Source organism: Actinotignum sanguinis, assembly GCF_030230305.1.
Lineage (GTDB): Bacteria > Actinomycetota > Actinomycetes > Actinomycetales > Actinomycetaceae > Actinotignum > Actinotignum sanguinis.
Window position 1 is genome coordinate 1 of sequence record NZ_JASPCQ010000005.1, and the last position, 19,633, is coordinate 19,633.

16 protein-coding genes and 1 pseudogene are annotated in these 19,633 nt (G+C 56.9%); 10 read left to right on the forward strand and 7 right to left on the reverse strand.

Annotated elements, in window-relative coordinates:
• A partial coding sequence (locus QP828_RS03870; protein WP_284891295.1) for an aldehyde dehydrogenase family protein occupies positions 1 to 230 on the reverse strand: 230 nt, incomplete at its 3' end.
• Between the two features lie 246 nt (positions 231 to 476).
• On the opposite strand from QP828_RS03870, the pseudogene QP828_RS08785 reads away from it, so the two are divergent.
• The 5 genes and pseudogenes from QP828_RS08785 to QP828_RS03890 all read left to right on the forward strand — a co-directional run.
• Positions 477 to 746: pseudogene (locus QP828_RS08785) on the forward strand (GntR family transcriptional regulator); the annotation flags it as partial.
• 12 nt (positions 747 to 758) lie between these two features.
• Entirely contained in the window at positions 759 to 1,259 is a 501-nt protein-coding gene (locus QP828_RS03875; protein WP_274732626.1) for a GntR family transcriptional regulator, read from the forward strand.
• Positions 1,260 to 1,371: 112 nt separating this feature from the next.
• Positions 1,372 to 4,122, forward strand: coding sequence for a class I SAM-dependent DNA methyltransferase (locus QP828_RS03880; protein WP_274732625.1), 2,751 nt, complete (start codon positions 1,372 to 1,374; stop codon positions 4,120 to 4,122).
• A 2-nt stretch (positions 4,123 to 4,124) separates the two neighbouring features.
• A complete protein-coding gene (locus QP828_RS03885) occupies positions 4,125 to 6,236 on the forward strand; it encodes a DEAD/DEAH box helicase (RefSeq protein WP_274732624.1) in 2,112 nt (703 codons plus the stop codon).
• Positions 6,236 to 7,486, forward strand: coding sequence for a GIY-YIG nuclease family protein (locus QP828_RS03890; protein WP_274732622.1), 1,251 nt, complete (start codon positions 6,236 to 6,238; stop codon positions 7,484 to 7,486). Before QP828_RS03885 ends, QP828_RS03890 begins: the two co-directional genes overlap by 1 nt.
• Before the next feature lie 122 nt (positions 7,487 to 7,608).
• Here the strand turns inward: QP828_RS03890 and QP828_RS03895 are convergent, their stop codons facing one another.
• The 4 genes from QP828_RS03895 to deoC are packed head-to-tail and all read right to left on the reverse strand — an operon-like array spanning position 7,609 to position 12,084.
• Positions 7,609 to 8,712: a PTS transporter subunit EIIC gene (locus QP828_RS03895; protein ID WP_274732620.1), complete on the reverse strand. Its 1,104-nt coding sequence runs from the start codon at positions 8,710 to 8,712 to the stop codon at positions 7,609 to 7,611.
• 27 nt (positions 8,713 to 8,739) lie between these two features.
• On the reverse strand, positions 8,740 to 9,861 hold the full coding sequence (locus QP828_RS03900; protein ID WP_274732618.1) for a PfkB family carbohydrate kinase: 1,122 nt from the start codon (positions 9,859 to 9,861) through the stop codon (positions 8,740 to 8,742).
• Between the two features lie 15 nt (positions 9,862 to 9,876).
• Positions 9,877 to 11,331, reverse strand: a complete 1,455-nt coding sequence (locus tag QP828_RS03905) for a glycoside hydrolase family 1 protein (RefSeq protein ID WP_274736450.1) — start codon at positions 11,329 to 11,331, stop codon at positions 9,877 to 9,879.
• Between the two features lie 27 nt (positions 11,332 to 11,358).
• The gene (deoC, locus tag QP828_RS03910; RefSeq protein ID WP_274732616.1) at positions 11,359 to 12,084 is read right to left on the reverse strand and encodes a deoxyribose-phosphate aldolase; all 726 of its coding nucleotides are present in this window, start codon (positions 12,082 to 12,084) and stop codon (positions 11,359 to 11,361) included.
• 140 nt (positions 12,085 to 12,224) lie between these two features.
• Between deoC and QP828_RS03915 the strand changes: the two genes are divergently transcribed.
• Positions 12,225 to 13,007: a GntR family transcriptional regulator gene (locus QP828_RS03915; protein ID WP_274732615.1), complete on the forward strand. Its 783-nt coding sequence runs from the start codon at positions 12,225 to 12,227 to the stop codon at positions 13,005 to 13,007.
• A 504-nt stretch (positions 13,008 to 13,511) separates the two neighbouring features.
• On the opposite strand, the gene QP828_RS03920 is transcribed toward QP828_RS03915, so the two are convergent.
• Positions 13,512 to 14,210, reverse strand: a complete 699-nt coding sequence (locus QP828_RS03920) for a CYTH domain-containing protein (protein ID WP_274732613.1) — start codon at positions 14,208 to 14,210, stop codon at positions 13,512 to 13,514.
• Between the two features lie 76 nt (positions 14,211 to 14,286).
• Between QP828_RS03920 and ilvA the strand changes: the two genes are divergently transcribed.
• On the forward strand, positions 14,287 to 15,588 hold the full coding sequence (gene ilvA, locus QP828_RS03925) for a threonine ammonia-lyase IlvA (RefSeq protein ID WP_274732612.1): 1,302 nt from the start codon (positions 14,287 to 14,289) through the stop codon (positions 15,586 to 15,588).
• 198 nt (positions 15,589 to 15,786) lie between these two features.
• On the forward strand, positions 15,787 to 16,461 hold the full coding sequence (locus QP828_RS03930) for a 1-acyl-sn-glycerol-3-phosphate acyltransferase (protein WP_126135490.1): 675 nt from the start codon (positions 15,787 to 15,789) through the stop codon (positions 16,459 to 16,461).
• A 47-nt stretch (positions 16,462 to 16,508) separates the two neighbouring features.
• Here QP828_RS03930 and QP828_RS03935 read toward each other — a convergent pair whose 3' ends face one another.
• Positions 16,509 to 17,876 carry an alpha/beta fold hydrolase gene (locus QP828_RS03935; protein ID WP_274732610.1) on the reverse strand — a complete coding sequence of 456 codons (1,368 nt, stop codon included), beginning with the start codon at positions 17,874 to 17,876 and terminating at the stop codon, positions 16,509 to 16,511.
• 138 nt (positions 17,877 to 18,014) lie between these two features.
• Here QP828_RS03935 and QP828_RS03940 point away from each other — a divergent pair, with 138 nt between their 5' ends.
• Both QP828_RS03940 and QP828_RS03945 read left to right on the forward strand, forming a co-directional pair.
• Complete coding sequence (locus QP828_RS03940) at positions 18,015 to 18,269, forward strand: 50S ribosomal protein L7/L12 (RefSeq protein ID WP_274732609.1); 255 nt, start codon at positions 18,015 to 18,017, stop codon at positions 18,267 to 18,269.
• A gap of 222 nt (positions 18,270 to 18,491) precedes the next feature.
• Entirely contained in the window at positions 18,492 to 19,598 is a 1,107-nt protein-coding gene (locus QP828_RS03945) for an ATP-binding protein (protein WP_274732608.1), read from the forward strand.
• The last annotated feature ends 35 nt before the right edge of the window (positions 19,599 to 19,633 follow it).

Below are 19,633 nucleotides of genomic sequence, written 5' to 3' on the forward strand. Positions count from 1 at the left end.
TCAAGGACGAGCTGACGCATCCGATACATGATCTCGGTACGCTTCGCCAACGAGGTACGAGCCCAAGCTTTTTGAGCTTCAACCGCAATCTCTACTGCGTAGTCAAGATCTTCACGGCTTGCCTGTAACAAATACCCGCGAATCTCGCCACTCGCCGGGTCGTCAACCGCGATCTTTCCCTCCGGCTGGCCCGTGTACAGGCCACCATTAATCCAATGAGGTATATCCATTCGTTATCACTCCTTTGTGAGTCCAAACCAGCACCCCACCAGCGGGGTGTCTCATTTGTTCCCAAAATAACCCCAGACCCCCTACTTGTAAATACAAAAGACCAGCCAGAATGGCGGGGAAACTTCGATGAACGTGGCCATATAAACCGCTATGAATCGCTAAAACTACAGAAATACTGGCTAAACATACGACGATCGGCTATGTTTACAATTGGGTGAACAAATAAGAGTGAGAGGGTCACGTTAATGTCAAACCCCCATGGAAAAGACGATGCAGATCAGCTGGATGTTCCGGTTGCTCCCCGGATTAGTTTCGACTCTCGGTCTTCCACTCCTTTACATCAGCAAATCACGCAATCATTAGCGAGTCTTATTGACTCTGGCACGCTCTTACCCGGACAACTCCTTGAAGACGAAGTGTCCATGTCACGCAGGCTGGGTGTCTCGCGCCCCACGCTACGGCGGGCATTACAAGTCCTGACTGATGAGGGGAAACTCTCACGGCGTCCGCGTGTGGGAACCAGGGTGATGCCACGGGTTTTCCAAAGGGATCCTTCCCTGGCTAGTCTTTCCGATGATTTACGGGCCGCGGGCCGTGAACCGCGCACGGATGTTCTCCAGTATCGGGTGGTGTTTGCTGATAGTGGTCTAGCTGCCGATATGCACTGCCCGGAAGGTAAAGAAATTGTGGCTTTAGAACGTTTGCGGTGGGCGGAGGGAAACCGTATGGGGATTATGCGTAACTGGATCCCTGCCGATCTGGCTCCCTCGCTTACCGCTATATCATCGGGTGGTCTCTATGATTTCTTCAAGAGTCACGGGATTGTGTTACGGGGCGGGGTCCAGCGTATCAGCGCGCGCAGCGCAACTCCCGTGGAAGCAGAACTTCTCCACGTGGCATCCGGGGCTCCTCTCTTACGAGTGAGGCGTAGCGCTTACGATGAGTCCGGGCAGATCGTGGATCTAGCCGACCACCTCTACGACGCAGAACAATACGACCTCACCCTGCCACTCAACTTCCCCGCATAGCCTGAAGTACGTGCACAAATTTTCTGTCGCAAGCCCCCTCTAAGATAGGAACGTACCGCCCGAGCCGCAGCACCCGCGCCGCGCCCGGGCCCGTCCGCGAAAGGAGCCGGCCGTGGCCATCACCCTCCAGAGTATTGAGGAGAACGTCAAGAAACTCACCTCCCGTGCGCCCTTCACTCGCGATTTCTTCTTCGACCTCCTCCTCGCTTACGGCATCTCCAAATCCAGCGTCACCCGCCTGCGTTCCACCACCGCCAGCTCGCTCAACGTCGCGGCGAACCCGGAGCGCGATATCGTGTGGAAAAACAAGATCTACCTGGCCGAAACCAGCCGTGACCTCATGGCCGCCGCGCTGGAAATGAAAACCAGCGAAGCCGCGCTCCGCTTCAATACCCGCTTCGTCATCGCCACAAATTACGAATCCCTCGCCGCAATTGATACCAAAACCGGCGATTCCCTCAGCATCCCCCTCGCCAAACTCGCCAGCGATTTCACCTTCTTCCTCCCCTGGGCGAATATGGAGAAACAGCACTTCTCCTCGGATACCCACGCGGACCGCCGCGCCGCCGAACACATGAGCAAGGTGTACGACGAACTCCTCGCCGCCAACCCCAACCTCTTCCACGAGGACAAATCTCCCCACAGCCTCAACATCTTCTTCACTCGCCTCCTCTTCTGTTTCTTCGCGGAGGATACCGGCATCTTCGCAAAAGGCCAGTTCACCAGCGCGGTCGGCTCACACACCCAGCGCGACGGCTCCGACACCGCCGCATTCCTCACCGCACTTTTCCACGCGCTGGACACCCCGAACACGTCCGATAAACCCGTCTACTTGCAGAGCTTCCCCTACGTCAATGGTCGCCTTTTCCGCATTAATAACGACGACGCCGCCTCCTTGACAGTCCCCCAATTCACCAAGCACGCGCGCGATTCGCTCCTGGAGCTCGGCACCCTGGATTGGTCGGAAATCAACCCGGATATTTTCGGCTCCATGTTCCAGGCAGTGGTAGATAAGGATCAGCGCGCTAATCTGGGCCAGCACTACACCTCGGTCCCCAATATCCTCAAAACCATCAAACCGCTCTTCTTGGATGAACTCTGGAACGAATATGACAAAGCCTGCGAATCGGTACCGCGACTCAAGAAACTCCTCACAAGAATTTCAAAAATCAAGCTTTTTGATCCGGCCAGCGGCAGTGGCAACTTTTTAGTTATCGCATATAAGGAATTGCGCAAGCTCGAACACGCAATCCTGGATCGCATCGATTCTCTTTCCTCGGCGGGCCGCTGGGGCCTGCTCGGCATGGGTGAGGAAGAGAAGCTCGGCGCTGCCACCCTGGGCTTTGGCTCCTCGGTGATCAATATTGAGAACTTCTACGGCATCGAAATTGATGATATCTCCGTGGAGATGGCTATCCTTTCACTCTGGATCGCCAAACACCAGATGAACCAGGAGTTCAAAGCCAAATTCGGCCTGGATATTCCCCTCATTCCACTTAAGGAAACCGGGCACATCGTGCACGGCAACGCCACCCGCCTCGACTGGAACGAAGTCTGCCCCAACAACGGCACCGACGAAATTTATTTAATCGGAAACCCACCCTATGTAGGTTCGGCGGGCCAAATATCCTCCCAGAAACAAGATTTTCACTTTGTTTTTGGCACTGAGAAGTATCCTAAGAAGCTCGATTATGTTTCCCTGTGGTTCATTAAGGGTGCCAATTACATTCGCGGCAGCCGGGCCAAGCTCTCTTTCGTGACCACGAATTCCATTACCCAGGGCGAGCAGGTTGCCCTGCTCCACCCCCATGTTTTCACGGGCGGTATAGAGATTGGCTACGCCTACACCTCCTTCAAGTGGAGCAATAATGCCTCCCATAATGCGGGTGTGACCGTGGCAGTTATTAGCCTGCGCAATGAATCCTCCGAGACGAAATACCTCTTCACGGACCTCGTCCAAACCACGGTGGAAAATATTAACGCCTACCTCATTTCCGGAGAGGATACTTTCGTAACAGCGCAAGGTAAGGCTCTATCATCGACTCTTCCAAAAATGACCAAAGGCTCCCAACCGACCGACGGGGGTAACCTCATTCTTTCTGCTCAAGAGGCAGAAGATCTTCTTACCAGCTATCCTGAGCTTTCCGAAGTAATTAAGCAGTTCGTGGGCGCTGATGATTACATCAATGGGAAAGACCGCTACTGCCTGTGGCTCACGGAGGAAAACCGGCACGAAGCAGCCAAGATTCCAGAAATAAAGCGGCGCCTGGAGCACGTTTCCGCCATGCGTTCGGCCAGTACGAAGAAGCAGACCCAAGAGTTTTCTGCCATCCCTTGGCGATTTGGGGAAGTCCGCTACAAGCCCACCGATTCGATTATCGTACCGGCAGTTTCTTCCGAACGCCGACAATACGTTCCTATTGGTTATCTCGATCCTGACACAGTTATCTCTAACCTTGCATTTGCAGTTTACGATGCTGAGCCGTGGCTGTTCGCCTTGCTGACCTCGAAAATGCACATGGCCTGGCTACGCGCTGTTGGCGGGAAGATGAAAACCGACTTCCGGTACTCGAATACCTTGGTTTATAACACTTTTCCCGTGCCAGAGTTATCGGCGTCGTCGAAAGAAGAACTCACGAAACGCGCGCTACGCGTACTCGATGTACGCGAATACCACTGCGAAAAAACCTTAGCCGAGCTCTACGACCCAGACCTCATGCCACGCAACCTCCGCGAAGCACACGAAAAAAATGACGAAGCCGTCGATAGACTTTATAAGAGCACCCCGTTCGCATCCGATGAGGAACGCCTCGCGGTGCTATTCGCGAAGTATCAGCAGATGATCGAAGCAGAAGGGAAATAGCCGTGGCCACCGAAAACGTTGTGGACGTGACCTATGCGCAAACCGGGAAATCGGTTGCCACCGATGAGCTCGGGATGCGGGAAATGCAGGCTCGTGCCTATGAACAGCGCGCCTCCCAGTACCTGCTCATCAAGGCGCCGCCGGCTTCCGGGAAATCGCGCGCGCTCATGTTTATTGCGCTCGATAAGCTCTTCAACCAGGGCCGGCGCAAGGTGATCGTGGCGGTACCCGAACGCTCCATCGGTGCGTCCTTCGCGCCCACCGACCTCACCACCTACGGCTTCTTCGCGGACTGGGACGTCAAACCCGCGAACAACCTGTGCACACCCGGCAGCAACGAATCGAAAGTCGCCGCATTTCTGCGTTTCCTGGAAGGGCCGGATGCCACGCTCGTCTGCACGCACGCCACCCTGCGTTTCGCCTTCGAACAGGCCAAACCCGAGGATTTCAACGGCTGCGTGATCGCGATTGACGAATTCCATCACGTCTCCGCCGACCTGGACAACAACCGGCTCGGCTCCGTGCTGCATGCCATTATGGAGCAGTCCGACGCGCATATCATCGCCATGACCGGCTCCTATTTCCGTGGTGACTCCGTGCCCGTGCTGGACCCGAAAGACGAAGCGAAATTCACGCCCGTCACTTTCAACTATTACGACCAGCTCAACGGCTACCAATACCTGAAAACACTAGGGATCGGCCACCACTTCTACCAGGGCCGTTACACCGATGCCATCGCGGAAGTGCTGGATCTCGACAAGAAAACCATTCTGCATATCCCCTCCGTGAACTCCGGGGAATCCACGAAGGACAAGTACGAAGAAGTCGGGAAGATCCTCGATATTATTGGCGAGGTGCTTCCGCCCGAAGAAGTTGCGCAGGTAGAGCCGCGTTTCCCCGGGGACGACTGCATGATCTTCGTGCGGCGGCGCGACACCGGTGCCGTGCTGCGCGTGGCCGATCTTGTGGATGATAGTGATGAGAAAGCGCGCGCTAAGACCCTGGTGTACTTGACTGATGTGGCCGCGAAGAATCGCGATGCCGCCGATATCATCATCGCGCTCGGCATGGCGAAAGAAGGTTTCGACTGGCCTTTCGCGGAACACGCCCTCACGGTTGGTTACCGAGCCTCGCATACCGAGCTCATCCAGATCATCGGGCGCGTTACCCGCGATAGCCCCGGGAAAAGCCACGCGCAATTCACCAACCTGCTGGCCGAACCGGATGCCACCCAAAACGAAGTGACGCTCTCCGTGAACAACGTGCTGAAAGGCATCACCGCGGCGCTGCTCATGGAGCAAGTGCTTGCCCCGAACTACAACTTCCAAGCCAAGCGGAACACAGACGAAACCCCAGATCCCGGCACCCTGGAAGTCAAAGGCCTGATGGAGCCATCTACCAAGCGCGCCAAGGAGATTATCGCCACCGGTATTGATGATCTGAAGGCCAATATTTTGCAAGATGACCAGGTGGCGCGGGCCGCGGCCGGAGCTGCCGAACCCGAAGTCATCAACAAGGTGCTTATCCCGCGGATCATTCGCGAAACCTACCCGGATCTGACCGAGAAAGAAGTGGAGCAAGTTCGCCAGCATGTGGTGGTCTCCTCGGTAATCAAGGCCGGTGAGGTGCGGACCGTGGGTGACCGGCGCTTCGTGGAGGCGGGGAACAAGTTTGTGGATATCGATGAGATCAATATCGACCTCATCGAATCGATCAACCCCTTCCAGAAGGCTTTTGAAGTGATGTCCAAGCAGGTCTCCAGCCCGGTGCTGCGCATCATCCAAGACGCCATCGCCGCTACCCGCATCACCCTGAAGCCGGAAGAAGCGATGGAGATGTGGCCGGCAATCACCGACTGGGTCAAGGTCAATGGCCGCCGCCCAGACGTGCGCAGCGAAAACCCAACCGAGAAAATGTACGCCGAAGGCCTGCTCGTGCTTCAGCGCGAAAAAGCAAAGCGGGATGCTGAGAAGGCCGCCGCCGAGGCAGCGGCTGAAGCTGGGGCTGAGCAGAGCGAACCCGAGGCAGTCCGTAGCGGCGGCAAGCACGCCGCAGATGTTCCGGTACCGGCACGTACCGCGGGTACCGATGCTTCCCAGGGGGACAAGAACTAATGGCCGATTTCGATTTTGAAGCTGAATTCGCGAAGATCCTTGCCTCGGATACCGAAGGGCTACTTGACGCGCCTCCGGCCCCGCGGCGTTTCACCAGCGAAGACCGCCTAGAACGTGCCTTCCTGGAAATCGTGGACTTCCGAGCCAAAGAAGGGCGCGAACCTGACCCCCACACCCGCACTATCGGAGAACGTAAGCTCGGAGCACGCCTGGAGGGAATCCGTGCCGATCCCGAAAAGCTCGAAAAGCTCAAGGACCTAGACACCGAATTCGGGCTACTCACCCGGCACGAAGCTCCGCAAAACATTGATGATGTTCTGGCTTCCGACGAGTTCAACCTCCTGGACGACGGATACGGGATCACGGATGTGTCCCGACTCCCCGCTGCGCCGCCACGGACTATCGCTACGCCGGACTACGTGGCCAAACGCGTGAAAGCGAAAGAGTTTGAGAAGTTTGAGCCGCTCTTCAAAGCCAAGCATGCACAGCTATCGGCTGGGATCGTGGAGCAGAAGCCTTATAAGAGTCTAGATACCGGCATCAACGCGATTCGTGAGGGCCTGTACTTCGTGCTCAACGGCATCATGGGATATGTCGCTTTCCAAGGAGACGACGAAAAACACCTTACTGGCGGCGAAATCCGCACCCGGCAGCGCCTGCGCGTAATTTTCGAAAATGGAACAGAATCTGATCTCTTCCGCCAATCCCTTGCAGGACGCATGGGAGAAGAAGACGGCCGGATCATCACCCAACCAGCAGAAGCGGCTTACGATCTTGCCTACGCTGAACCGCCGGCAAATATTGAGGCATCTAGTGGAACTACTAACGAAGCTTCTCCGGACGAAACTCCAACCGGGTGGATCTATGTGCTGCGGTCACTCTCCACAGATCCGCAAATCTCCAGCCTGCGTAACCTCCACAAGATCGGATTCTCACGCGGGCCGGTAGAAAAGCGCATCGCTGGTGCGGAACAATCACCCACCTACCTCATGGCACCCGTTGAAATCGTGGACACGTACGTAACCTACGATGTGAATGCCGCGAAGCTGGAGCACCTACTCCACCAGATCTTCGCGGACGTAAAAGTATCCCTCTCACAAATTGATAGCGAGGGCAAAAACTACGACCCGAGCGAATGGTTCATCGTCCCGCGCGAAGCCATCGCCACCGCCATCGAGCTCATTCAAAACGGGGAAAATACCCGGTACCGCTATGACAAGGTCAGTGAGAGTTTCGTGCCGATACAGTAGCGAAGAACAACTGTGGCGGGGCCTGCCCGATAGTACCCGATCAAGCCCCGCCACACGCGGGAGACATGACAACCACTGTTCCGAACACTCTGTGAAAGAGTGCCTACGGAAGGGGAAATAGCTTAGTTAGTCGCCTTCACCTCTTCTTCCTCTGTGATCTTCAAGTCAGCCTCGAAACGCAAGAACAGCGTGCAGATGAATGCAACGAGGAACCCGACCAAGCAGGAAATAACGAACAGAACGAACCCGTTACCGAAGAACACCGGCAGTGTAGCAAGCGACGGAATCGCAAAACCTCCAGCCTGCGCACCCGAAATACCTGCAATAGCGCCGCCCACGCCACCGCCAAGGCAGACGGCAATCATGGGAGTCTTTCGCGGAAGATTGACACCAAACAACGCCGGCTCGGTAATTCCAAACAATGCTGAAATCACCGAGGAGGCACACACCGTACGCGTCTTTCCGTTCTTCGAGCGCACCAGTACCGCCAACGCGGCGCCAGCCTGGGCGAAAATCGAGGGACCGAACAGGGCCAAAACCGTATCGTGCCCCAGCGCAGCAACATTATTCATCGACACCAGCATGATGCCCCAGTGCAGACCGAAAATAACGAGAAGCTGGAAACATGCACCCAGAACCAAACCAGCCGCAGCCGGCGAAAGATCGTATAGGAACTCGTATCCAGCAGCCAGTCCATTACTGATCAACGTGCCGATAGGCCCGAACGCCATTAGCGTGACCAGCCCGACCAGAATTACCGAAATGAACGGGGTGAGGAATCCTCGAATCACCTCTGGGAAAATCCTGTCCAGACCCTTCTCAACAAAGGCCAGCAATCCAACCGTCATGAGAATCGTGATAACACTGGAGTGGTAGATCGCGCTGAAGACAGGGATCCCCAGGAAGTACATCGTTGTGCCGGACTCCAAAGTCTGGTTCAGATCCGGGTACAGCAGCACACCCGCAATCACCACTGCCGTATACGGATTAGCGCCGAACTTCTTAGCCGACGTAAATGCCAGCAGGACCGGCAAGAAGTAGAAAACGGCGTCGCCCATAGCAGCAAGAATCCGGTAGGTATCCGAGGCATCACTCAACCACCCGGCCGCCACGCAAATCGCCAAAATACCCTTGAGAATACCCGCTGCAGTTAGCAGATTAATGACGGGCAAAAAGATTGCCGCAACGGCATCAATAATTTTATCGAAAGTCTTTTTCTCACTCATGGCTGTCCTCCTTTCGGTAGCCCATGATTAATCAATGTCGCCCCGCGCCCACTGCACCAGGAATTCTCTGAGCTCATCGAAAGCAGGACTCCGGCCCGCACGAACATAGAAGCCTGAGTTCGCTACACCCAGAAAGAGCGATTCTTTACTGGTGAGACCAAGCGAACGCCCGGTGAGGAACCCCGAGTTGAAATTATCCCCGCCGCCCGTTGTGAGCGTTGGATCGGCACAATACGGTCCATCAACAGCAACGTCCTCGTGAGCGTTACTGAGAACCGCGCCATCCACCGGGTGAATAACAATCTCGCTAATTCCAATCTTCTCCCGCAAGAAACGCGCAAGCTCGTGAAGATCCGCGAAGTCCTCCTTCGCTGCACCGTAACGGCTAGCCACTTCATAAGCCTCCTTCTTGTTGAGGCCGAGCGTAGTATCGAAGAACTCCTCGTACTTGCGAATAGTCGCCATAACATTGAGGACATCCTCCGTTGTGCGCTTAGTCGGATCAGAAAGATCGAAGAACATCATCCGCCGCTCGCGGTTCGTCATCTTCGGAAGAACTTCGTCAGCAATGCCATCCCAGATGCTGCCAACATTAATCAGCAGGGTCCAATCGGCAAAAGCTACGATATCCGCGCGGTCAAAAATCTCCACCAGGCGCTCAAGCGTGGTTACCTCAAGGAGGTTCTCCCAGCTCACCATCTTGAGCGGCTCCAGCTGGCTGGAAATCACCTTGCCGTCGGTAAATTCCAGTGCGTCAGAAACCCCGGGGTCGGAGAAGGAAATAACCTCCTCAGCCATATTCGCAAAATCCTGGAAAACAGGATTGACTCCACCCAGGCCCAGCGCGCCCATATATGTCACCCGATTACCCAAGGTCGCCAGTGAATTCGCAAGAATAGTCGCCACGCCCCCGAGTTTCGTGGTAACAGGCACCATTTCGATATTCATACTGAGCCCGGCAGCATCAATAAATTTCTGCCCGTAAGCAGTCAGCGTCTCTACACGCTGGTAATCATCCGGCCCAAGCCGTTTGTCAACAACATGGGTAATACGGTCAATGAAACCATCGTAACCAACCGGAATATTAGCGTTAGGCTTCTTTGCCTCTATTTTTTGTGCCAGATCAATGATCGCTTCGTTGCTCATCATCTCACCTTTCTTGTGTTATATATTTTCTCCGCGGCTGCGGATCACATCGCGGTACCAGAAAAAGCTCTTCTTCCGAGTTCGTTTCCCGCTCCCGTGGCCTGCGTCGTCGAAATCCACATGAACAAAGCCGTACCGTTTACTCATCTGTCCTGTTGATTCAGCAATCAGATCAACGCATCCCCACGTCATGTAACCGCGCAGGTCCACGCCATCGGCAAGCGCTTCTTTGAGTTGCTCGATATGCGCGCGCAAGTAATCAATGCGATAGTCATCCTCGATTCGCCCATCTTCTGTCACAACGTCGACGGCGCCGAGCCCGTTTTCAACGATGTACATTGGAAGCTGATAGCGATCCCAGACCAGGTTGCAGGCAATGCGGATCCCAATTGGATCAACCAACCAGCCCCATTCGCTTTTCTTGAGATAGGGATTGGGAACGCCAGCAAGATTATTACCCTCAACCCCGCTCTGCCCTTCAGCACTGATACAGCTCGAGGAGTAGTAGGAGAAACCAATAAAATCAACCGTTCCTGCGCGCAAAAGATCGGCGTCCTCGGGCTCCACAGTGATGGAAATACCCTCCTCAGCCATATGGCGTTTCATATAACCGGGGTACTCCCCGCGTACGGCCACATCTGAACAGAACCAGCAGTCACGCTGGAGAGACTGGAGATTCGCGAGATTATCTTCCGGTGAGCAAGTCAGGGGATAGCTCGCCGGGCCGGCAAGCATGCACCCAACATGGTTCTCCGGGTCAATCTCCCGCGCCAGCTTCACCACTTTCGCGTTAGCAACGAAAATATGGTGCATAGCCTGGTATCTGGCCTGGATGCGCTCAGGAGAATTCGTTTCCCGCGGGAAGGGGCCTTCCGGCGGTAGGATGCCCGCGGAGGTCGCCTCACCAAAAGCGGTTAGGGTCAGATTCACCTCAACAAATGGAATCCAATACCGCACTTTCCCGCGAAACTCACGCATGATTGTTTCGCAGAACTTCAGATAAAAATCGATGGTTTTCCGGTTCGACCAGCCTCCGTATTCTTGCGCTAAATACAGCGGCGGTTCGTACTGAGTAATCGTAACCATCGGGATCATGCCACTCGCGAGACATTCGTCAATCAACGCGCGATAGAAAGCTAATCCTGCCGGATTAGGACTATCTTCATCACCCCGCGGGAATATACGCGTCCAGCTGATGGAAAAGCGGTATACATTGAAGCCCATCTCGGCAAGAAGCGCGATATCTTCACGCCAATGATGGTAATGGTCAGCCGCAAGATGGCTCGGGTAATGCTTATTCGGATCTAGCGAGAGGGAAAACTCCCGCTTCGTTGTTCTACTTCCTACACTCAGATGATCCCCGATTGAGGGGCCACGTCCATCCTCATTCCACCCACCCTCAAACTGACTGGCAGACGTGGCCCCTCCCCATAGGAATTCTTCAGGGAAACGAGTGGTACTTATGTGAGTCACTTTTCTTCCCTTTTCGGCCCGTCACATCTATTTATCCGCTGGCGGGTTAATGCCAAGAACAACCGGAGTGGAGCGGTAACCAATGCCCATGCGGTCAATACCGAGATCAATGAGTTCAAGGAAATGCTCACGAGTGCGAATGCATCCCGCGCCCTTCACGGCAATCTTGCCGTCAGCCGCCTCGATCATGGTTTTCACAACCTCAACCGTCGCACCCTTGTTTTCAGCGCCGGTGAAGAACCCGGTCGATGTCTTAATGAAGTCTGCTCCAGCGCGGATTGCCGCCTTCGTCCCCTCCGCAACCTGATCCAAGTTGAGGGAGTCCGTTTCGATAATGACCTTGACCTTGGTATTCCACTTATGAGCGGCAGCTACGACCGGTTCGAGATCCTTGACAACATCATCGAGACGGCCTGTGCGCAGCCACCCGTAATTAGCAACAATATCGAGATCTTCAATATCCCACTTCGAGCAATAGTGCTCGGTGAGCATTTCCTTCGCCTCAGTTGTGGCAAGTCCGAAGGGGAAATCTGCCACCACACACAGGCCGGTATTGGTTCCCTCAACCATGGGAGCCACAATTGGGAGAGACGCGGGATTAATACAGATCGTCTTGCACCCAAAATCAATACCTTCCTGGGTGTACTTCCGAATGTCATCATCGGTGAATTCAGGTTTGAGCACTGACTGATCAATGTAGCGTGCCAATTCCTCCGGAGTCATATCAGCGGCTTTACGTGCGGGAATCATCATTTTCCTTTCATTAGTAACGCGTATTGAACTGCATTGTCCGGTACGTTCCATACTTTTAGGTTTAAGGTAGCCCCGAAAATGCAACCTGTCTACAAAATTCGCGGTAATGTTAGCTTTGTACCGTACAAACCGAGGAGACCATGAACACTCTCGATGTCATCGCCAGTCAGCCTTTGAATACCGAGTCCGAACACCCGCTGTACCGGCAATTACAAGAACGAATCGTGCAGCTCATCGCCACCGGATTCCTCAGTGAAGGAACAGCGTTGCCCACCGAACAGTCCTTGTGTGAGTCCTTTGGTCTTTCGCGAGCAACCGTACGTAAATGTTTCGAGGGTTTGGTGAAATCTGGGCGGGTTATCCGTAAACGCGGTAAGGGGACTTTCGTTTCCAAAGGAAATGACCGGCCCGGTTTAGATACCGCCCTCAATTTTTCTGCCGAGATGGCAGGTTTCGGTAAGACGCCGTCGTCCCATGTTGTGAGTTTCCAACAAGTGGAAGCGCCCAACTGGGTAAGCGAGCTGCTCGAATTACAGGAGAGCAACGCGGTCTGGCAAATAGAAAGAGTTCGGCTGGCCGATGAAACGCCGCTACTTCTCACCACCGCATACATTCCGGTGGAACTCTGCCCAGAATTGAGTGAGGAGGAGCTCGAAGATTCGCTTTATTCCGCGATTGCGCGCCATTCTGGAACGCTTCCAGAACGCGCAGATGAGGTGTATGAAGCGACGACGCTGAACGCTGTTCAAGCTAAGCAGCTCCGGGTTCCAGCTGGTTCCCCGGCCTTAAGAATTCTCCGTCATTCCATTGATTCACAAGGCCGGATATTCGAACTATCCGTCATTATTGCCCGGGCTGATCGCTATAAGCTCGCGGTAACAACCACAAGTCGGGGCGCGCGTCTGCGGAAAAATATTACGTGAGGGGACTCTGGTTATTTCACGATTCTGAAGAGACTGCATGACCCTTCGAGGCAGAAACGGTTGCTCTTACCCGGACTTTCCCCTGGTATAGCAACGAAAAATCACAACCGCTGAGCCCGAAACTTTGAAGGCTTGCGAAACCCTACCACTCCGCGGAAAATAAAGAGGGGCGACGTTTGCACGCCGCCCCTCAACGGCAGGATCAAGCAACCCGCTCACCTCAGGTTGAGTGATACACATGCCGTGGTGTGCACACCGAAACGGTGGCACCGGTCTGTCAATGTAGCAACAAGTGAGTACTTGTATAAGTCTAAACGCATGCGCAACAATACTTGCGATTATCGCGCCACCAAACACCGTGCCATTACTCACATTTAATATTGATTAATTTAAACTCGGTACATTGGAGCCTTGTGGAGCGCTCAGAAGCACCTTATTCCACCAAAATCCCCTGGGTGAATCGTCAAGCTACGTGAGTGAATCTCCCTCAGTAACATCCCACGCTCAGGCTTCTTCGCCCTCGCGTTCGCGCTGCTGGGGCGCGTGCAGATCCAAGAAATGCGGCCCGCGCGCATCTAGCTCCTCCATATAGGCCGCACCCCATTGCATCCACGGATCCTTGGAAAGATGGTCATTGGTGAAACGTAGATCGTCTGAAACCTCGGTGGCGCAAAAATCGGGAATTTTTAGATCCACCACCGGCGCACGCCGCTCCACCTCCGCGATAATGAGCCCCGCGTTTTGCCCGCCGAAAGCATCGAATTCCCAGCCGTCCTCATCGAGCCACAGGGAAAAACGATTCTTGAGGACCAGATCCACCGAGCGCCGCAGAATCTGCACGGCCACATCGGTATCAATTTCCATTTCTTTTTCGTACCGCTCCGCGCTCACCACCGGGGATTTCACCGCCACCGAGGCGCTGGCCTGGCATCCCGCCCCCAGCATCCGCGCGAGCGCACGGCGTTCGTAACCACCGCGGAAGTCGGCGGCGTCGTCGAACTCATCAAAAGGCACGAACGCATCGGGGAAACGTACCCGCACCCGCACCGCGTACCCGTCCTGCGCGAAAGTATAAGCCTGGATGATGACCTGGGTGGAGGCGTGCTCAGCGACGTCATCGGGAAGCTCGCGCACCAGGAATTTGCGCTCGAATTCGAAATCGGCGTCCGCATCGACGCCGGGGCCGTGGCCGGGTTCCATCATGATTCCATCGTAGACGCGCGCACCCACGTGGTGAAACAGCCACGCCATCACACCCGCATCCCGGCACAATAGGAGAATGACTGAATTACCTTCACCCGAGCTCATCGCCGCAGCCGCCCGCACCCTCGCGGGCACCGTGCGCCGCACCCCGCTGCAGCTATCCGAGCGCCTCTCCGCCGCCCTTGGCCGCCCCGTTTACCTCAAACGCGAAGATACGCAGGTCGGGCGCAGCTATAAAGTCCGCGGAGCCTACAACGCGATTCACGCGCTCGGGGAGAAGGAACGCGCCGCCGGAGTGGTCTGCGCTTCGGCCGGCAACCACGCGCAGGGCGTGGCCTATGCCTGCAACCACCTGCGGATTCACGGCAAAATTTTCCTGCCCGCCACCACCCCGCGCCAGAAACGCGAACGCATCCGCGATATCGGCGGCGCGTGGGTGGAACAGATTATCGGCGGACCTACGTTCGACGCCGCAGCCGGCGCCGCCCTGACTTACGCCTCTGCGCACGGCGCGACCTTCGTGCATCCTTTTGATGCCGCCCCGATTATCGCCGGGCAGGGCACCGTCATCGCAGAAGCTTTTGAGCAGTGCGTGGAGCAAAGCGGGCTGGAACCCGAAGCGGTCCTGGTGCCGGTGGGTGGCGGCGGGCTGCTGGCCGGCACCGCGATCTGGGTGAAAGACGCCCACCCGAACACCCGCGTCATCGGGGTGGAACCCACCGGCGCCGCCTCCATGCAGGCAGCGCTGGCCGCCGGCGGGCCGGTCACCCTGGAATCCGTTGATAATTTCGCGGATGGCACCGCGGTGGCCCGCGTGGGTGACCTCACCTATGCCGCGGCGCGCGACCTGGTGGACGGCTTTATCACCGTTCCCGAAGGGGCGCTGTGCACCGAAATGCTTGAGCTCTACCAGGTGGACGGAATTATTGCCGAACCTTCCGGCGCGCTCGCCCCGGCCGCGGTGGGGCGGCTGCGGGAGCTAGGGGAGCTGGGAGAACTCGGGAACAAGCCCGATACCGCCACCCCGCCCCGCCCGCTTATCGCGGTGATTTCCGGCGGGAATAACGACGTTTCCCGCTACGCCGATATTTTGGAACGCTCGATGGTCTACGAAGGACTGCGCCACTACTTCCTCGTGACCTTCGCGCAGAAACCCGGGGCGCTCAAGGAATTCCTTGACCGCGTGCTCGTGGCCGACGAAGACATCGTGTACTTCGAATACACGAAGAAAACCAACCGCGAAACCGGACCGGCGCTGGTCGGCATCGATATCCAACACCCGGAAAACCTCGCTGACCTGCTGGATCGCATGGATCGCTCCGGGATTGATATTCACAAGGTCGAACCCGGTTCGCCCGAATTCCGCTTCTTTATCTAAGGCAGCGTTGCGTGGCCGTCGTGGCCGTCGTGGCCGGCGTGGCCGGCGCGCCCGGCGCGCCCAGCGCGCGGTGTACAGCCCGACGAGCCTGCGCCACCGGGTTGCGCGTGGGCCACAGCTGCGCCGTCGTGCTTAAAAGCCCCGCGCAAGAAGCGGGTACAATACCGGCCAGACGCCACCCTCCGCGAAAGGACCCCCATGGCATTCCGTAGCGCCGCCGCGCGTATTTTCCGCGCCTGCTCCCGCTGGACCTTCAAGCACGAACCCCTCGCGCCAAAAACGATTCTCATCGGCGCCCCGCATTCCTCTAATTGGGACGGCATCTACGATATTGTCGCGTTTTGGAGCTACGGGCGCTCCATGAAATTCCTGGTCAAAAATTCGCTCGTGCAGGCCCCAATTCTGGGGGCGGTGGTGCGCGCCGTCGGCGGAATTTCCGTGGATCGCAACCATCCCAGCGGAATCGTGGGCTCACTGCTCGACCAGGCCGAACGCAGCGAAGAATTCTGCGTGGCGCTCGCCCCGGAAGGCACCCGGCGGGATGTTGAATACTGGAAATCCGGTTTTTACCGCATGGGCCTGGCCGGCCGCCTGCCCATCACCCTCGGCTTCATCGATTCGCGCACCAAAACATACGGGTGGTGGAAGCACCTGTATCTTTCCGGCGACGTCGAGGCGGATATGGATATCCTGCGCGAGTTTTACCGCGATTTCGTGGGGAAGAACGGCTCGAAACGCTCGCTGCCGCGCTTGCGCGCTGAGGACGACGCCGCCGCGCGCGCCCACCTCCTCGACGGCATCGATCTGGAAGAAGCGCGCGCTTTTGCGATTCGGATGAATCGGGAAACCGGCGGGGTGGGGATTACCGAGTAGCGGTCCCGCTCCGCTGAGCGCTCGCGCTCCGCTGAGCGATCCCGCTTCTAGGGCTCCCGGTACACTGCGTCAAGCAGCGCGCTGATCACGGTATGCGGATCGCGGCCCAGCGCATCATGCTGGTAATCATCGCTGATCAGCGCGGTGAGGCCCCGAATGCGCCCGGCCGTTTCCAACGAAAGTTCGGCCGGCACGTACATATCCTGACGGAAAATCCACGCGGCCACCGGAACCTGGTTACCCCCCAGCACATCCGGGCGGTACAGATCATGCCAGGACGTACGGAAGGCCAGCTCATTAGCGGCCCCGCGCAGCGGGAGGAGCGCCGGGTCCTGCTCGAACTGCCAGGGGAACACACTTTCCCCGGAGAACCGGAAACCGCGGCCTTCCTTACGTAGATCCGTTTCACCCACCCCACCCATCGCGAGCGCGGGGATGGCAAATTCGGGGAATTCCCCGCGGATCCGGTGCGCGGCCCAGGCCAGCGGCCCGGTGCCCGATTGCGCGTAAATCGCTTCTTGGAGCGCGAAATAGAGCGGGGCATGGGCGGCTGAAACCGCTTCACCCACCCGCTGCAAGAAGCTGGGCCGCAGCCGGCGTTGCCCGCGGAAGGACCACACCGGGTCCTCGAGCAGGTAGTGGAGCTGCTCGAATCCGTAGGTGAAGCCGAGGCGCTGGCCGAGCTGGCGGAAACGCGCCGGGGTGAGGCGCTCCCCGGTGGGTAAAATTTCTTCCACGTCCGCCAGGTGGGTGGTGATATACCAAGCGGTACCTTCATCATCGGGATAACGCTCGAAATAGGCGCGGTTCCGGGCAGCTAGGCGCGGGAACGTCTGCCGGTACACGGCCTGCGGTCCCTCATCCAGGCTGGGCAGCCCTCCGGTAATCATGACCTCGCGCAACCCTGCGGGCGCGTGGGATAGGTACGAAACCGCGGCGAAACCTCCGAAACTTTGCCCCAGCACGCTCCACGGTTCCTCGCCTTGGAGGTGGCGGCGCAGGTGTTCGGCGTCGTTCACAATAGAATCCTGGCGGAAACAGGACAGCAGCGCGGCCTGAGCGGCGGGGCTGCCGGCCGCGGTGATGGTGAGCGAATCAAGCGGGTAGGAATTTCCGGTGCCGCGTTCATCTAGCAGCACGAGGCGGTAATGGTTGAGCAGCAGGTCCTGCCAGCCACTCAAACCAGCGGGGCGCGGTGCCGCGTGGCCCGGCCCACCTTCCAGGTACACCAAACGCGGTGCATCTTCGCGGCCGGCCCGCACGATTTCCCGCGCGAAAATCGTGATGGTGGCGGGAACGTGGGCAATTTCTTCATTCGGGGGCAGCTCGGTGAACGCACCAAAGTAATCAAGGGGCACCTGGATGCGGTGCTCGATGACTGTGTAACCCTGAAAACGATAGGTAACCGCGCTCATACCGTGAAGATTACCCGAGCGACGGCCCGATCTCGCCGGCTGTACGGTAGCTCTCATTTCTGCGGTGCCGCGATCGGGGCACAATGGAATAATAAATACGTACAGTTAATGCGAAAGCGGCACGTTCGAGGAGGAACCGTGGGTAAGTGGTTTGATCAGGCTGCGGAAATTGAACGCTTGCAGAAAGAAAACAAACGCTTGCGCGCGGTTATTGCGCAGTTACGTGCGCAGTTGGGAACGGTTTCGGGCGACGACGCCGCAGCAGACTACGGGGTCAGTGCTGAGGAACGCGCTTTGGCCGCCAGCGGGCGCAAGGTTGAGGCCATCAAAGCCTACCGGGAACGTACCGGCGCGGATCTGGTCACCGCCAAAAATGCCATTGATTCGCTCTGACTCGGGAATGAAGCACCCGGGTGCCCGAGCGGTTTCTCGGTAGCTATCAAGCTACTCTCACATCTACTCTAACGTACTCTAACATCCGGAGTTAGAGTAGAAATCCGCGCCATAGCAACGTTTTCTCGGGGTCACCCGGAGCTACTCTAAAGCTACTCTAACAATGTTAGAGTAGATGCATGCTGCAGCGTAGCGTGGAAAGCCTTCTCACTCTTCCGGTTCATGAAGCCGTGGACGAGCTTCTTCGCCTGCCAGAAGACCAGTGGAATGAACGAAACTAACAAGGGCGATTGTTTCCAGCGGATCGGGGATGAAACGCGCAAACTCACTTTCCGGCAACGTCAAGAACTTGAGTGGGATCGCGGCTTTGTTGGCTTTGATGGAGCTCCCGTTCCCGGCGGTCAGCTGGATGATCTCGACCGGGAACAACTGGAAGCGTACCGCGCCCTACTCAGCTCGTCTTCGGGAACCAATGCGCTACGCGCCCGCGACCTCATTGATCGCGATGGCCAACTGCGAGTAGCTGGGTATCTCCTCTTCGCAAAAAATCCGCAACAGGTTTTTCCGAACGCCTACGTACGGGTGGTCAAGTATTCCGATAACGAACGCGGTGCTGGGCGTTTCCAAAACGTAGAAGCCGGGAAAGACATTCGGGTAGGCGGATCCCTTCCGCGGCAAATTGCAGATGCCAGCCGCATTATTGAAGAGTTTTTGCCGGGGCATCGCCGGCTCACGGATGCGGGTATTTTTGCTAACGTGCCGATTATTCCACGGGAGGCGTGGCTTGAGGGCCTGGTCAACGCCGTCGTCCACCGTTCCTACGGCATTGCCGGCGATCACATTCGAGTGGAGATTTTCCCCAACCGGATAGAGTTCACCAGCCCCGGGCGTTTTCCCGGTCTCGTAGATATTTCCCATCCGGAAAGAATTGGGCGCAATGCCCGAAATCCGCGTATCGCCAGAGTTTTCTTCGATATGGGCATTACGCAGGAACTGGGCGAAGGCATTCGGCGCATTTTCGAAGAGACGCGCCGGGCCGGACTGGCCGAACCCCTGTACGCGCAATTGCCCGAGGCCGTGCGCCTCACCCTCCTCGCCAGCAACGCTATCCCGGAAGAAATCATGCGGCAGATCGGACCGAGCGGCCGCGCGATTCTGGACGCCCTGCGCCTGGCCCAACAGCCGCTGGGAACCGGGCAGATCACCGAACTTGTGGAGCTTGCCCGACCCACCGTGCTCCGCCATCTCAATATGCTGCGCGATGCTGGCGTGATCCGCTGGAATGGTAAATCCCCGCGCGATCCTCGCGCCACCTGGGAGCTGCTATAAAGCTACTCTCACATCTACTCTAACGTACTCTAACA

Coding starts and splice junctions, on each gene's coding strand:
- QP828_RS03875 (WP_274732626.1), top strand. CDS start 759: ATGCCACGGGTTTTCCAAAGGGATCCTTCCCTGGCTAGTCTTTCCGAT.
- QP828_RS03890 (WP_274732622.1), top strand. CDS start 6,236: ATGGCCGATTTCGATTTTGAAGCTGAATTCGCGAAGATCCTTGCCTCG.
- QP828_RS03895 (WP_274732620.1), bottom strand. CDS start 8,712: ATGAGTGAGAAAAAGACTTTCGATAAAATTATTGATGCCGTTGCGGCA.
- QP828_RS03900 (WP_274732618.1), bottom strand. CDS start 9,861: ATGATGAGCAACGAAGCGATCATTGATCTGGCACAAAAAATAGAGGCA.
- deoC (WP_274732616.1), bottom strand. CDS start 12,084: ATGATGATTCCCGCACGTAAAGCCGCTGATATGACTCCGGAGGAATTG.
- QP828_RS03915 (WP_274732615.1), top strand. CDS start 12,225: ATGAACACTCTCGATGTCATCGCCAGTCAGCCTTTGAATACCGAGTCC.
- QP828_RS03920 (WP_274732613.1), bottom strand. CDS start 14,210: ATGATGGAACCCGGCCACGGCCCCGGCGTCGATGCGGACGCCGATTTC.
- ilvA (WP_274732612.1), top strand. CDS start 14,287: ATGACTGAATTACCTTCACCCGAGCTCATCGCCGCAGCCGCCCGCACC.
- QP828_RS03930 (WP_126135490.1), top strand. CDS start 15,787: ATGGCATTCCGTAGCGCCGCCGCGCGTATTTTCCGCGCCTGCTCCCGC.
- QP828_RS03935 (WP_274732610.1), bottom strand. CDS start 17,876: ATGAGCGCGGTTACCTATCGTTTTCAGGGTTACACAGTCATCGAGCAC.
- QP828_RS03945 (WP_274732608.1), top strand. CDS start 18,492: ATGAAGCCGTGGACGAGCTTCTTCGCCTGCCAGAAGACCAGTGGAATG.